This is a genomic window from Bradyrhizobium sp. Leo78, assembly GCF_059512425.1.
Genome location: NZ_JCAMOT010000006.1, coordinates 79,328 through 92,095 on the forward strand (window position 1 = coordinate 79,328; position 12,768 = coordinate 92,095).

Sequence of the window (12,768 nt, forward strand, 5' to 3'; positions counted from 1 at the left end):
GTCTCTGATGTCGTGCATTCAGAAAATCGCAGCGTTCACTTTCGGAGTAAGCTTGATGATCCTGGCTGCCGGTCTGAGCGAGCTGGGCCTGTAGCACGACCGTCGCCTGCGAGTGGCTCACGATCGGGCGACGAAGATGAGCTTCAAGACATCCATCGAGTTCAACCGAAGGAGTTAGCATGTCCCCGCTCACCTCGCAGATCCTCTCACGGCGCGGCTTCTGCGTATGCTGTGCCGTCGCCGCCGGCTTCGCCACCAGTCGTGGTTGGTTGAGGCCCGCGGAAGCCTTCGCCGAGGCGCGCAACATCGTCGATACGATCCGTGATGCCGCTGCGACGATGCCCATCGAGGTCCACAAGCTGCGCGGCAATGTGACGGTCATCGAAGGTTCCGGCGGCAATATAGCTGTTCTCACCGGCGAGGACGGCAAGCTGTTCGTCGATGCCGGCATTACCGCGACGCGACCGCGCATCCTGGAGGCTGTCAACAGCCTCAGCCGCGATCCGATCAAGCACCTGATCAACACCCACTGGCACTTCGACCACACGGACGGCAATCAGTGGCTCAACCAGGAAGGCGCTGCCATCCTGGCTCACGAGAACACACACAAACATCTGCTGTCCGCTCAGAGAGTCGAGGATTGGGACTACACGTTTCCTTCGCCGCCCTTGGCCGCGGTGCCGACCGAGGTGTTCTCTTCGGAAAAGCGCATCAGCATCAACCGCTCCACGCTCAATCTGAAGCACTATGGCCCCGCGCATACGGACAGCGACATCTCGGTCAGCTTCGCCGAGGCTGACATCCTGCATTGTGGGGACACCTATTGGAACGGCATCTATCCGTTCATCGACTATTCGACCGGCGGCAATATCGACGGGATGATCAAGGCGGCCGAGCAGAACATAGCCGCCGCCGGAAGCAACACCATCGTCATCGCCGGCCACAACCTGCCCAACCGTGCCAGCGCCGTGAGCAACAAGGACGAGCTGATCGCCTATCGTGACATGCTCGTCGCCATCAGAGAGAAGGTCGCAACGCTCAAGCACTCGGGCCGCGCGCTCGATGAGACTATCGCAGCCAAGCCAACCGAGCAGTTCGACGCGAAATGGGGCCAGTTCCTGATCACGCCGGCCCTGTTCACCCGGCTGGTCTACGAGGGCGTCTGATACCCCTCAGCGCAGGAGCGTTGCTAGCACGCTCGGCTCGCTTTGAGGTGCAACGAGCTCAAGCTCGGCGCCTCCTCGACGCGGATGGTTTGGACCTGAAGGCGATTTCGGGCGCACAAACTGTGACGTGCAGCGCTCGGTTGTTATCTTAGAATAGTTCTTATTTCTTTTCGCACTCCTCGCCAAAGCAACTTCGAACGATTCAAAATTTCGGAGGTGGAATTGCACCGTTCGCCTCGTGTTTAAGTGTTGGTCGCCGCGCGCCATGAAGCGCGCGGCCAACAAGATTATTGGGGCGTAGAGAAACATGATGAGAGTATCGCAGGCGAGGCTTCGGCTATTCGCCTCGGCTAGCTATGTCACGTTCTGTCTGTCCATCGGCGCAGCGGACGCACAGGCACAGACAGCACCGAGCCAAGGGGGAGCATCCTCTCTGCCTGCAGTTACAGTCGATCCGCCAGAGACGCGGCGACGTCCTGCGTCGCAGGCCGCGCGCAGTTCCACGAGCGCAGGACGGACGCGGCGGACCCAAGCTGCACGCCGGAACGAAACCGCGCCGGCCGCGAGCCCGCCCCCGGCGCCCAGTTTCGGCCCGAGCCAGGACGCTCGCACCGGCACGGTCGGCGTCTATGCCAACAGCACGTCGGTCGCCACGAAGACGAACACGCCTTTGATCGACATCCCGCAGTCCGTCAGCGTCGTGACCAAGGAGTTCATCCAGGACCAAGGATTTCAGACCCTGACCGATGTGACGCGCTACGTTCCCGGCGTGGCCATCCACCAGGGCGAGGGCAACCGCGACGAGCTTGTCATTCGCGGTGTGGACTCCAGCGCGAACTTTTATGTCAATGGCTTCCGCGACGATGTGCAGTATTTCCGCGACCTCTACAACGCCCAGAGCGTCGAGGTGCTGAAAGGGCCGAGCGCACTGACCTTCGGACGCGGCGCCGGCGGCGGTCTCGTGAACCGGACGCTGAAGGAGGCGGATGGCACGAGAATTTACCAGGCGGCGGCGCAGACCGGCTCCTACAACGACAGGCGCGTGTCACTCGACGCGGGACAGGCCGTGAACGAGAACGTCGCCGTACGGCTGAACACCTTCTACGAGAACAGCGATACGTTCCGCGACTACGGTCACTTCGAGCGATATGGTTTCAATCCGACCGTGACGCTGAAGCCGACCGACGACACCAAGATCAAGCTGAGCTACGAATACTACCACGATGAGCGCCTTGCGGATCGCGGTAACCCGTCGCTCGGTATTCCAGGCGGTGCCACGCGCTTCAACCCGACGGTACCGTTCGCGCCCAATGGCGATTTGACGACGTTCTACGGCAGCCCAATCTACAACCAGGCAAGGGTCGACGTGCAGACCGGCATTGCCGTGATCGAGCATGATTTCGGCAACGGACTGACGGCAAAGAACTCCACGCTCTACGCCGACTACAACCGTGGCTATCGCAACGTCTATCCCGGTGGCACCGGCGGCGGTCCAGGCGGCGGCGCGGTGACGCCGGATCTTACGCAGGTGTCGCTCAACGCGTACCAGAACGACACCCCCCGCGAGAACGTCTTCAACCAAACCGACTTCATCTACAAGACGGCGACGGGGCCGGTCTTTCATACCGTCGCGTTCGGCACCGAATTCGGTCGCGAGACCGGCCTGTCCAGGCGCGACTCCGGCATCTTCCCGAACAACGGGAACAGGGCGTTCGACGTCGTCAATCCGTTCAACCCGACCTATTTCGGACCGGTGCTGTTCACCCACCTTCCGAGCGACGCCAACAGCAAGTACCGGCTGAATATCGCCTCAGGCTATGTGCAGGACCAGATCGAGGCGACCCGCTGGCTGCAATTCTTCCTCGGCGCCCGCTACGACAGCTTTGACCTGTCAGCGTTCGATTTCAACACCAACATCAACCGCAGCAGGGTCGATGAGAAGGTCTCTCCGCGCGTTGCAGTTATCGTGAAGCCGATCGACAACCTTTCCGTCTACACCGCGTACAGCACCTCCTTTTTGCCCGCGTCCGGAGACCAGTTCAGCGCGCTGAGCCCGGGGACGCTAATCTTGCAGCCGCAGAAATTCGAGAACACCGAGGTCGGGGTCAAATGGAACATCCAGCCCAAGCTGCTGTTCACGGCGGCCCTGTATGAACTCAATCGTACGAATGTGCCGATTGCCGATCCCAACAACCCCGGGTTCTTCTTCGCCAACGGCGCCAACCAGATCCGCGGTTTCGAGACTGCGGTCACGGGTTACGTAACGCCCGATTGGCAAACAGTGTTCGGCTACGCCTACACCGACGCGCGCGTCACCAGCGCAACCTCGCCAACCATCGTGCCCGGCAATCGCGTGCAGCTCGTGCCCTTCAATCAGTTCGCCTGGTGGAACAAATATCAGATCGATCAGCGATGGGCCGCATCTCTCGGCATCATTTACTTCTCGGATTCATTTGCCTCGTCTGACGATACCGTGCGGCTGCCGGGCTTCTGGCGTTTTGATGCGGGCCTGTTTGCAAAGATCGACGAGACGTGGAGCGCCCAGCTCAATGTCGAGAACATCTTCAACACGGGCTACTGGGCGACCGCCGATGGCAACAACAACATCTCGCCGGGCCAGGGTCGCACGTTCCGCGTGCTGGCGCGGGCGAGGTTTTAGGTTCGCTGCCGGTTGCACCGTGTCCACAGCCGTAATCCCGGCCGGCCGCGCCGCATAGCGGTCGGCAGGAATGCGCCTGACTCCTGTGCAACGCACACACGTTTGTACCAGCGAATCGGCGGGGCGTTGTGATAGCATCGGCCTACAATCGCGGGGAGTATCCAGATGCCCGAAGCAGAGATTGGCTGGATTGCAGCAATCATAATTGGTGGCTTGGCCGGTTGGTTCGCCGAGATGTTCATGAAGTCCGGCACCGGCATTCTGATGAACATCATCCTTGGTATCGTCGGCGCCGCGTTGGCAAACTGGCTGCTCGGCCTGTTTGGCATCGCGCTCGGCGGATGGATCGGCTATTTGATCGCCGGATTCATCGGCGCCTGCATCATCATCTTCCTGTGGCGGGCGATCAGGGGCCGCACCGTTTAGACGTGAGAGCGTGATGACTTTCTTCGAATCGTCATCCCGCTCTAGCTCTTTATTTGAGCATGATCTCCGCGCAAACGCTTCGCGTTTGTCGCGCGGGAAAACCGGTCTCCACTTTTCCGGATCATGCTCTAGGGCATCGGTTCTGGTTGAATCAGAGCCGAGCTCTGGATTCGTCTTTTGACGCGTTTCCTTCACGCGAACGGCCATCTACTTCGCTCGAAGCGCTCTAGCTCTGCATCTGAACAACTAAAAATCGTTCTGCGCAGCACTTAAGGGGAGGATTTCGTGGAGCAGATTCTTATCAATCTGGTCGCGGGTGCGATCGGCGGAAACGCGGTGGGAAAGGCGTCCCCGAACTTCGATTTGGGCACGCTGGGCAACACGATCGCCGGCCTCGTCGGCGGCGGTGTTCTGGGTCAGATCATCACGCTCGTATGGCCGGCGATCGCCACATCGATCCAGAGCGGGAATTTCGACATTGGGTCAGTCATTGCCCAGCTACTCGGTGGCGGCGCAGGTGGTGCGATCCTCACGGCCGTCGTCGGAGCCATCAAAAACCGATCCGCCTGAAAGCTGAGGCCAACGGCGAGCGCGCGCTATTCTTCTGGCGCCAGACGGACGATCTGGCGCCCGCCATTCATCGCCTTGAGATTGTTGACGTACTCCTCAGGACGCTGCCAGCGGTGAGGAACTTTCAATCCCATGAAACTGGCGATTTCACCGATAAACCCGGTGCAATTGAATGTTTCAGCGTTCCAGACCGGTGAATTGGCCTGCAATTTCTTGATGTATGCGAACACGCGTTGTGCGTCCGCCTCATTCAGGTAAACCCGGTAATTCGCGGTCAGATAGTCCGGATCAAGATCGCCATAGCTTGCCCCGGTCTCTGCTGGCACCAAGGTCAAATGACCGAGGACATAGGCAAAGGTCTCTCCCGCAGGGGTCAGGCCCGCAACCTCGACCGCCCGCTCGCTCGTCTTTCCATACCAGACGAAAGCGTGCCCCCAGCTCGCCGCCGTTCGGGCCCTGAAATCAACGTAGTATGGACCCTTTTCGGATCTCGACGCCGACTTACGTGTCGACCGCGGCGCCGGTTGCGATTCTGTGACCGCGTCATTGGAAACAAGCGCATTCGCGTTGGCGGTGCGCTTGTAGGCCTCCTCCTGAGCAGAAGCCGATTGGATCGTGGTTGGGAGCAAAACAGCGAGAGCTAATCCCGCAAGTAAGCATCGTCCTGATCTCGTCAGGCTGTTTACCACGCTTTGCCCCCTTAACCGTCGACGATAAAGCTCAGGATTCAACGAGAGCCGAATCAGTAGCGCGGCGCGACGATAGGCGTCTTGCCGACGGGGGTCTTCCCAACCGGGGTCTTGCCAATCGGCATCTTGCCGATCGGAGCCGCCGGATAGGCGGGCACGGGCTCACGGCGCGGAAGGTCGGCCGCGCTGGCGGCGGTCACCAGGGCGAAGGTCGCGCCCACTGCAATCATAATCTTCTTCACGGTACTTCTCCCCAACTTAGAACGAACCAGGCGGTAACCTGCGCTCCTCCCGACCATGCACGACGGAATGCGACGGCAGTGCGGCAGATCGGACCGGTTTGAGGAATAGCTTCACAGTGCGGCACATATGACACACCCGTCACGCCATCCTTGCGCGGGCAAGGCGCGGTAGCGACACTCACGCAACAGTGAACGTGACGATTGGAGGGATTTCTGATCATGGGTGCCTCCAGATGAATGGAGGTTTGGAATGCCCCCCTACGCGGTCCTCGCGCTCGCTATTGTCGTCGAGGTTGTCGCAACGAGCGCGATGAAAGCCTCCGCGGGATTCACCAGACTGGGCCCTTCTCTATTGGTGGTAATTGGCTACGCTCTCGCCTTCGTGTTACTCGCCAAGACCCTTGATCGCATACCGCTCGGCATCGCCTACGCTGTTTGGGCGGGCGGCGGTATCGTATTGGTCGCGCTCATTGCGTGGGCGATCTATGGACAGCGCCCCGATTTTGCGGGTTTTGTCGGGATGGGCCTGATCGTGGCTGGCGTCCTGGTTCTGAATCTTCTGTCGAAGACATCCGTCCACTGACCGGCCGGGAGCTACTACACCTCAAGCCATTCCTTGCGGACGGCTTCGTTGGCCCGGAGCTCGTCCGGCGTGCCTTCGAACACGATCCGGCCATGGCCCATGATGTAGACCCGGTGCGAAATCCTGAGCGCGATGGACAGCTTCTGCTCGACCAGCAGGATGGCAACGCCCGCCTTTGCGATATGCGCGATCAGGTCACCGACCTGCTGCACGATCAGCGGGGCCAGACCTTCGGTGGGCTCATCGATCATGATGAGCTCGGGGTCTCCCATCAGCGTCCGGCAGGTCGTCAGCATCTGCTTCTCGCCGCCGGACAGCACACCGGCGGGCGTATCGGCGCGCGCCGCGAGGTTGGGGAACATGTCGAGCATGTCCTGCAATCGCCATTTACCGGGCCGACGCGTGTTCTTGATGCCGAGCAGGAGATTCTGGCGGACTGTCAGCCCGGGGAAGATGTCGCGATGTTCCGGCACATAGCCGAGGCCTAAGCGCGCGATCTTGTGGCTCGGCAGCCCGGCAATGTCCTGGCCCTTGAAACGGATGGTCCCCTGCGGCGCCACCTCGCCCATGATCGCCTTGACGGTGGTGGAACGGCCGACGCCGTTGCGGCCAAGCAGGCTCACCACCTCACCGGCTGCGATGTCGAGATCGACACCCTGCAGGATGTGGCTCTTGCCGTAATAGGCGTGCAGATCCCTGACCTCGAGCATCAATGCGCCTCTTCGCCGAGATAGGCTTCCTTGACCTTCGGGTTGGCCCGGATCTCCTCGGGCGTGCCGGAGGCGATGATATGGCCGTAGACCAGGACCGAGATGCGGTCGGCAAGGCCGAACACCACGCTCATGTCGTGCTCGACGATCACGAGCGTACGCCCCTCGGTGAGGCGGCGGATCAAGGCGACGGCGCGTTCGGTTTCCGCGTGGCTCATGCCCGCGGTCGGCTCGTCCAGCATGATGACATTGGCGCCGCCCGCGATGGTGATGCCGATCTCGAGTTCGCGCTGTTCGGCATAGGTGAGCAGTCCCGCCGGGACGTCGCGGCGGTGGCTTAAGTGAATGTCCTCCAGGATTTCGGCGGTGCGTCGCCGAACCTCCGGCAGGTCGTCCACATTCTTCCAGAATGCGTAACGATGGCCCGTGGCCCAGAGCACGGCGCAGCGGACATTCTCCCACACCGTCATGCGGGCGAACACGTTGGTCACCTGGAACGAACGCGACAGGCCGCGCCGATTGATCTCGAACGGCCGCAATCCTGAAATCACATTGCCATTCAGCCGGATCTCACCCGAACTCGGGCTGAGATAGCCGCTGATCAGGTTGAATGTCGTGGACTTGCCGGCGCCGTTCGGACCGATGATGGCGTGGCGCTCCCCCTGCGCGACGCTCAGATTGAGGTCCTTGATGATGCTCACATTGCCGAAGTGCTTTTCGACGGCACGAACTTCGATGGCTGGCGTCACGCGAGATACCCCCGGTCACGGGCGATGCTGGCGGCACGGTCCCAGGCCTCGGCGATGCGCCGCCAGGTGATGCGGGCGACGATGAAGCCGCCGACGACGAGGACGGCCGCTATGCCCCAGGTCGCAGGCGCAGTGGTGTTGAAGGGAATGCCGAGCAGCTTGACGATGTTGCCTTCGCCGCCGGTGACCGTGTAACGCGCCACGGTCTCGATCGACAGGATCACGCCGCAGGCCAGTGCCAGCGTCGGCAGCGCCGCGACCAGATAGGACGGGATCACCATGCCGAGCGTCCCCGCGCGGATCAGCGGCCGGTGCATCATCAGGAGGCCGGCGATGCCGCCCGGCGCGAACATCACGATGCCGATGAAGATGATGCCGAAATAGAGCTGCCACACGCTGGTCAGGCTGGTCAGCCCGAGTTGCAGATAGGTGACGAGGATCGCGCCCAGGATCGGACCGAAGAAATAGGAAGCGCCGCCGATGAAGGTCGCGAACAGCACCATGCCGGACTGCACCGCGCCGAGATAGGCGGAGTTCGCGATCTCGAAATTGATCGCGGCGAGACCACCGGCGATGCCGGCGAAGAAGCCAGCGAAGCAATAGGCGAGATAGCGGACGACGTGAGGATCGTAGCCGATGAACTCGACCCGCCCGGGATTATCGCGGACCGCGTTGCAGATCCGCCCGAGCGGCGTGCGGGTCAGCGCGTACATCGCCACCGCCGACACTAGCACCCAGAACGCGATCAGATAATAGACCTGGATTTGCGGCCCGAAGGTCCAGCCGAAGATATGCGGCAGCGCCGTGCGATCAGTGCTGATCCCGGATTCGCCCCCGAAGACGCTGCGCAGGATCAGCGACGAGGATGCGACCAGTTCGCCGATGCCGAGCGAGATCATCGCGAACACCGTGCCGGCGCGGCGGGTCATCACCCAGCCGATCAGGAGCGCGAAGGCGAATCCGCCGAGGCCGCCGACCAGCGGAATCAGGGGCAGCGGGATCGGCCATCCATGCGCGGTGACCGCATTCATGGCATGGACGGCAGCAAAGCCGCCGAGGCCGTAATGAACCGCATGGCCGAACGACAACAGCCCGGTCTCGCCAAGGAGGATGTTGTAGGACAGCGCGAAGATGATCGCGATGCCGATCAGGCTGAACGAGGTGAGCGAACCGCCGGAGGAGAAGATCAACGGCAATACGACGAGCGCGATCGCGGCGATCACCCACAGGCCGTAGAAGCGCAGGTTTTGGCCGGATGGCTTCGGAGCGATATCAGACGCGGAGGTCACGGTGCTGGTCATGTTTCGCGCGTCCCGAGAAGACCCATGGGACGGACGATCAGGATGACCACCAGCAGCACATAGGGCAGAACCGGCGCGATCTGGGCGATGGTGACATTCCAGATATCGGTGAGGACCGAAGGCCCGATGCTTGGATCCAGCGGCCCGAACGTGCTGGCGAGCGAGCCGTTCAGCGCCACCGCAAAGGTCTGCACCAGCCCGATGAAGAGCGAGGCGATGAATGCGCCCGGTAGCGAACCGAGCCCGCCGAAGACGATCACGACGAACAGAATGGGGCCAAGAAGAGCGGCCATGTCGGATTGCGTCACCAGCGCCGGACCGGCGATGACGCCGGCAAGACCGGCAAGCGCGCTGCCGACGCCAAATACAAGCATGAAAATGCGACCGACATTATGGCCGAGATGCCCGACCATGTGGGGATGCGTCAGCGCCGCCTGCACGATGAGGCCGATCCGGGTGCGCTTGAGCGCGATCAACAGCGCGACGAAGATCAGCACCGAAATCGCCAGCATGAAAATCTTGTAGGCGGGATAGTTGGTGGAGAAAATCGTGAAGGCCGGAAAGTCGAGCGCCGCCGGCACGCGATAGTCCACCGGGCTCTTGCCCCAGATCATCGAGACGATTTCCTCGATGGCGAAGGCGAGCCCGAACGTCAAAAGCAATTCGGCGACATGTCCGTGCTTGTGGGTGTTGCGCAGTCCGTAACGCTCGACCGCCATGCCGACCGCACCCACCAGTAACGGCGCCAGCACCAGCGCAGGCCAGAACCCGATCCACTTCGTGAGCTGATAGCCGAAGAACGCGCCCAGCATGTAGAAACTGGCGTGGGCGAAATTGAGCACGCCCATCATGCTGAAGATCACGGTCAGGCCGCTGGACAACAGGAACAACAGCATCCCGAACAGGACGCCATTGAGCGTGGAAATCACGATCAGCTCAAGCACGGTTCATCCATTAGCATCTGTCCCAGCGTGATCGCTGGACAGAGACTCGAAGGCCCCCATTCACTCCGGCAAACAGCCGGCGGCGCAAACGTCCGTCCCGCTCCGATATCGGAACGGGACGGATGCGCCTATCACGGCCGCGTCATCTTGCAGGTGGTCGGCAGCATGGTCTGTGGCGTGTCGATCTTTGCCGCCAGCCGCCAGCCCCAGCCGGTGTTCTCCTCGTCGAACGGCTCCTTCTCGCTGCGGGTGCCGAACGAAGAGATGTAGATCGGCTGGAAGAACTGATGGTCGTCCTTGCGCATCACGCCGCTGCCGCCATCGAGAACATCGAACTTCAGGTCCTCAAGCGCGGCGGCGACCTTCACCGGGTCGATCGAGTTGGCTTTCTCGGCGGCGGCCTTGAACATGCGCATCTCGTTCACCGCGCGCGGATACCAGAGCGACAGGCCGACCTTGGCGCGGAACGCCTTCTCGAATTCCATCGCCGCCGGGTTGTCCGAGTTCGGGATGCCCTCGCTGATCTGGAACACCTGATGATCGAGACCGGTCTGCTTGATCGCAGTCGGGCCGCCGGCGCCGCCGGCATAATAGGTGTACCAGTTGACCTTGAGCCCGGCATCGGCGGCCGCCTTGAGCAGCAGCGCGAAATCCTGTCCCCAATTGCCGGTCACCACGCTATCGGCGCCCGAAGCCTTGATCTTGGCGATATAGGGCGAGAAGTCGGTGACCTTGAGCAGCGGGTGCAGCTCGTCCCCGACGACCTGGATGTCGGGCCGCTTCTCTCCCAGCATCTTGCGGGCCTGGGTCCGTACCGACTGGCCGAACGAATAGTCCTGGTTGATCAGGTAGACTTTCTTGATGGCCGCATTGCCCTTCATGTAGTTGGTCAGCGCTTCCATCTTGACGTCCGAGTTGGCATCCCAGCGGAAGTGCCAGAAGCTGCACTTCTCGTTGGTCATGCTCGGATCGACCGCGGCATAGTTGAAGTAGAGCACTTCCTTGCCGGGGTTGCGCGTGTTGTGCTTGGTCACGAAGTCCGCCAGCGCCGCGCCGACCGAGGAGCCGTTGCCCTGGGTGATGTAGTGGGCGCCTGCATCGATGGCCTTCTGGGCCTGGATGAGGCTTTCCTGCGGATTGGTCTTGTTGTCGAGCGGTATGATCTCGACCTTGTGGCCGAGAATACCGCCCTTGGCGTTCAGCTCATCGGCCAGATATTGGAACGTCTTCAGCCCGCCTTCGCCGACACTGGCGCCGCCTCCGGAGAGAGGATCGATGTAGCCGATCTTGACGGTCTCCTGCGCATAGGCGGCACCACTGAGCATCGGCAGGGCCAGGGCAATGACCCTCGTTATTTTGAGCATTTTTTGTTTCCTCGCTTGCGTCTACTCTAGCGCTAGCGCCTGTTGCGCAGCACAATTTCGGTCATACTGAGCAGAATGATCCTGCGTTGACAAGCCCGACGTCGGGCGGATTCCACTACCGCGGGCAGAATGGCTCGCGCGGGATCTAAATGGCGTAGCTCTATCGGTAGTTCGCGTGCCGTGACCTCGCAATCGCGAGGTGCGAGCGCCGCCCGTCCCGAGTGGATGACGTCAGCGGCAGCGGTTCAGGCGCGTGCCCCCAGTCTGGCTCACGCGCGAAACTGGCGTCGGTAGAGGCCGGGTTCGCGATCGATGCGGGTGGTGAGGTCGTGCGCCCGCTGCGTCTCTTCTGATGTGAACGGCACGGTGCGCGCCGTCCAGTTCTCGCGCCTCACCGGAATGCATTGCGCGATCGGCGTGCCCTTCGGCAGCACGCCGCAGAAATTCACGTCGTGCCAGTAAGCGGGAAAGTGAATCCAGTTGTCGTGATAGCGATCGCAATCGACGAGGCCCGTCAGCGTGGTGAACGGCAGGTCGGGGCGATTGAACGGATGCGTAAAGAGCACCGCATAGCCTTCCGGCGCTTCGATCGTCCAGAGATTGTGCAATTTGATCAGGAAGCGATCGGCCTCGAACAAGGGCGAGCCAGTCACCTGGCTCGCATCATGAAATCCGATCGGCGAACGCACGAAGCTGACCGAGCCGCCCGGTGGCAGCTCGTTGTCCCAGGTGATCTCGCCGTTCTCGAATCTGAGGTCGCACATCAGCGGGATCAGGAAGCCTGAGGTCATGGCATCGACAAAGGGCGGACAGCGCTTGACGGTGTTCTCTTCGCGCAGGTTGAGCGCGTTGAATGCCTGTGCCGGCATCGTCTTCAGCCAGTCCGGCAGCCCAAGCGCGGCCCGGATCGGCGGCGGTAGCACCCCCTCCAATTCCGCGGGGCAGCGGAAGGTCAGTGTCTGGGAGAGATCGGTATCGGGCACTTTTCTTGGTTATCGTTATGTGCGCTGTCGCTGGTTCGGCGCGCGACGAGGCTGCGCTGCTCCGGAAATCCGCGGCATACTGCCACACGCGGAACCGGACGGAAGATGGGGAGGCGTGAGGCCTGCCATGCGTGAGGCACGCCGAACATGAATTGTCGGTAATGAAATCCGCGGCAGCGGTCGCGCTTGCGGCTGGCGAGAGTCCGGTGAGAGGTAACGCAGGGTGGATGCGCATGGCCGCCGGCCGCATCCATGATCCGCACAGCGGCCGCAACTCGACGATCGCGATGAAGGGTGCAAACGCGCTGCGCGTCCAGGGCTGCGCCTTCGGCGGCATGTTCTGCGGCGGCCAGACCTGGAAGCGCGTGAGCTGATTGCTCCC

General features: G+C 61.7%; 13 protein-coding genes and 1 pseudogene. 6 read left to right on the forward strand and 8 right to left on the reverse strand.

Annotation, left to right across the window (positions count from 1 at the left end; translation table 11 throughout):
• Window positions 1–179 precede the first annotated feature (179 nt).
• The 4 genes from AC5ZG1_RS09875 to AC5ZG1_RS09890 all read left to right on the forward strand — a co-directional run bounded on the left by AC5ZG1_RS09875 (window position 180) and on the right by AC5ZG1_RS09890 (window position 4,821).
• On the forward strand, window positions 180–1,166 hold the full coding sequence (locus AC5ZG1_RS09875) for an MBL fold metallo-hydrolase (protein WP_496132732.1): 987 nt from the start codon (window positions 180–182) through the stop codon (window positions 1,164–1,166).
• A 670-nt stretch (window positions 1,167–1,836) separates the two neighbouring features.
• The gene (locus tag AC5ZG1_RS09880; RefSeq protein WP_496132733.1) at window positions 1,837–3,825 is read left to right on the forward strand and encodes a TonB-dependent receptor; all 1,989 of its coding nucleotides are present in this window, start codon (window positions 1,837–1,839) and stop codon (window positions 3,823–3,825) included.
• Between the two features lie 165 nt (window positions 3,826–3,990).
• Window positions 3,991–4,251: a GlsB/YeaQ/YmgE family stress response membrane protein gene (locus tag AC5ZG1_RS09885; protein ID WP_028168090.1), complete on the forward strand. Its 261-nt coding sequence runs from the start codon at window positions 3,991–3,993 to the stop codon at window positions 4,249–4,251.
• 285 nt (window positions 4,252–4,536) lie between these two features.
• Window positions 4,537–4,821: a hypothetical protein gene (locus tag AC5ZG1_RS09890; RefSeq protein ID WP_496132734.1), complete on the forward strand. Its 285-nt coding sequence runs from the start codon at window positions 4,537–4,539 to the stop codon at window positions 4,819–4,821.
• 26 nt (window positions 4,822–4,847) lie between these two features.
• Here the strand turns inward: AC5ZG1_RS09890 and AC5ZG1_RS09895 are convergent, their stop codons facing one another.
• On the reverse strand, window positions 4,848–5,510 hold the full coding sequence (locus AC5ZG1_RS09895; RefSeq protein ID WP_035692188.1) for a hypothetical protein: 663 nt from the start codon (window positions 5,508–5,510) through the stop codon (window positions 4,848–4,850).
• Window positions 5,511–5,563: 53 nt separating this feature from the next.
• The gene (locus AC5ZG1_RS09900) at window positions 5,564–5,752 is read right to left on the reverse strand and encodes a hypothetical protein (RefSeq protein WP_028168093.1); all 189 of its coding nucleotides are present in this window, start codon (window positions 5,750–5,752) and stop codon (window positions 5,564–5,566) included.
• Between the two features lie 250 nt (window positions 5,753–6,002).
• Here AC5ZG1_RS09900 and AC5ZG1_RS09905 point away from each other — a divergent pair, with 250 nt between their 5' ends.
• Window positions 6,003–6,335, forward strand: a complete 333-nt coding sequence (locus AC5ZG1_RS09905; RefSeq protein ID WP_463327844.1) for an SMR family transporter — start codon at window positions 6,003–6,005, stop codon at window positions 6,333–6,335.
• A gap of 14 nt (window positions 6,336–6,349) precedes the next feature.
• Here AC5ZG1_RS09905 and AC5ZG1_RS09910 read toward each other — a convergent pair whose 3' ends face one another.
• The 6 genes from AC5ZG1_RS09910 to AC5ZG1_RS09935 all read right to left on the reverse strand — a co-directional run bounded on the left by AC5ZG1_RS09910 (window position 6,350) and on the right by AC5ZG1_RS09935 (window position 12,386).
• Entirely contained in the window at window positions 6,350–7,045 is a 696-nt protein-coding gene (locus tag AC5ZG1_RS09910) for an ABC transporter ATP-binding protein (protein ID WP_028168095.1), read from the reverse strand.
• Window positions 7,045–7,794, reverse strand: coding sequence for an ABC transporter ATP-binding protein (locus tag AC5ZG1_RS09915; RefSeq protein WP_028168096.1), 750 nt, complete (start codon window positions 7,792–7,794; stop codon window positions 7,045–7,047). Before AC5ZG1_RS09915 ends, AC5ZG1_RS09910 begins: the two co-directional genes overlap by 1 nt.
• Window positions 7,791–9,095, reverse strand: coding sequence for a branched-chain amino acid ABC transporter permease (locus tag AC5ZG1_RS09920; RefSeq protein WP_456642419.1), 1,305 nt, complete (start codon window positions 9,093–9,095; stop codon window positions 7,791–7,793). Before AC5ZG1_RS09920 ends, AC5ZG1_RS09915 begins: the two co-directional genes overlap by 4 nt.
• Complete coding sequence (locus AC5ZG1_RS09925) at window positions 9,092–10,039, reverse strand: branched-chain amino acid ABC transporter permease (protein WP_456642418.1); 948 nt, start codon at window positions 10,037–10,039, stop codon at window positions 9,092–9,094. Before AC5ZG1_RS09925 ends, AC5ZG1_RS09920 begins: the two co-directional genes overlap by 4 nt.
• A 131-nt stretch (window positions 10,040–10,170) precedes the next feature.
• Entirely contained in the window at window positions 10,171–11,403 is a 1,233-nt protein-coding gene (locus tag AC5ZG1_RS09930; RefSeq protein WP_496132735.1) for a branched-chain amino acid ABC transporter substrate-binding protein, read from the reverse strand.
• Between the two features lie 269 nt (window positions 11,404–11,672).
• Window positions 11,673–12,386 (reverse strand): hypothetical protein, encoded by a 714-nt coding sequence (locus tag AC5ZG1_RS09935; RefSeq protein ID WP_456642416.1) that lies wholly within the window; start codon window positions 12,384–12,386, stop codon window positions 11,673–11,675.
• Between the two features lie 239 nt (window positions 12,387–12,625).
• Between AC5ZG1_RS09935 and AC5ZG1_RS09940 the strand changes: the two are divergent.
• Window positions 12,626–12,760 (forward strand): annotated as a pseudogene (locus AC5ZG1_RS09940) (DUF2147 domain-containing protein); the annotation flags it as partial.
• Window positions 12,761–12,768 lie beyond the last annotated feature (8 nt).

Coding starts and splice junctions, on each gene's coding strand:
- AC5ZG1_RS09875 (WP_496132732.1), top strand. CDS start 180: ATGTCCCCGCTCACCTCGCAGATCCTCTCACGGCGCGGCTTCTGCGTA.
- AC5ZG1_RS09885 (WP_028168090.1), top strand. CDS start 3,991: ATGCCCGAAGCAGAGATTGGCTGGATTGCAGCAATCATAATTGGTGGC.
- AC5ZG1_RS09905 (WP_463327844.1), top strand. CDS start 6,003: ATGCCCCCCTACGCGGTCCTCGCGCTCGCTATTGTCGTCGAGGTTGTC.
- AC5ZG1_RS09910 (WP_028168095.1), bottom strand. CDS start 7,045: ATGCTCGAGGTCAGGGATCTGCACGCCTATTACGGCAAGAGCCACATC.
- AC5ZG1_RS09920 (WP_456642419.1), bottom strand. CDS start 9,095: ATGACCAGCACCGTGACCTCCGCGTCTGATATCGCTCCGAAGCCATCC.
- AC5ZG1_RS09930 (WP_496132735.1), bottom strand. CDS start 11,403: ATGCTCAAAATAACGAGGGTCATTGCCCTGGCCCTGCCGATGCTCAGT.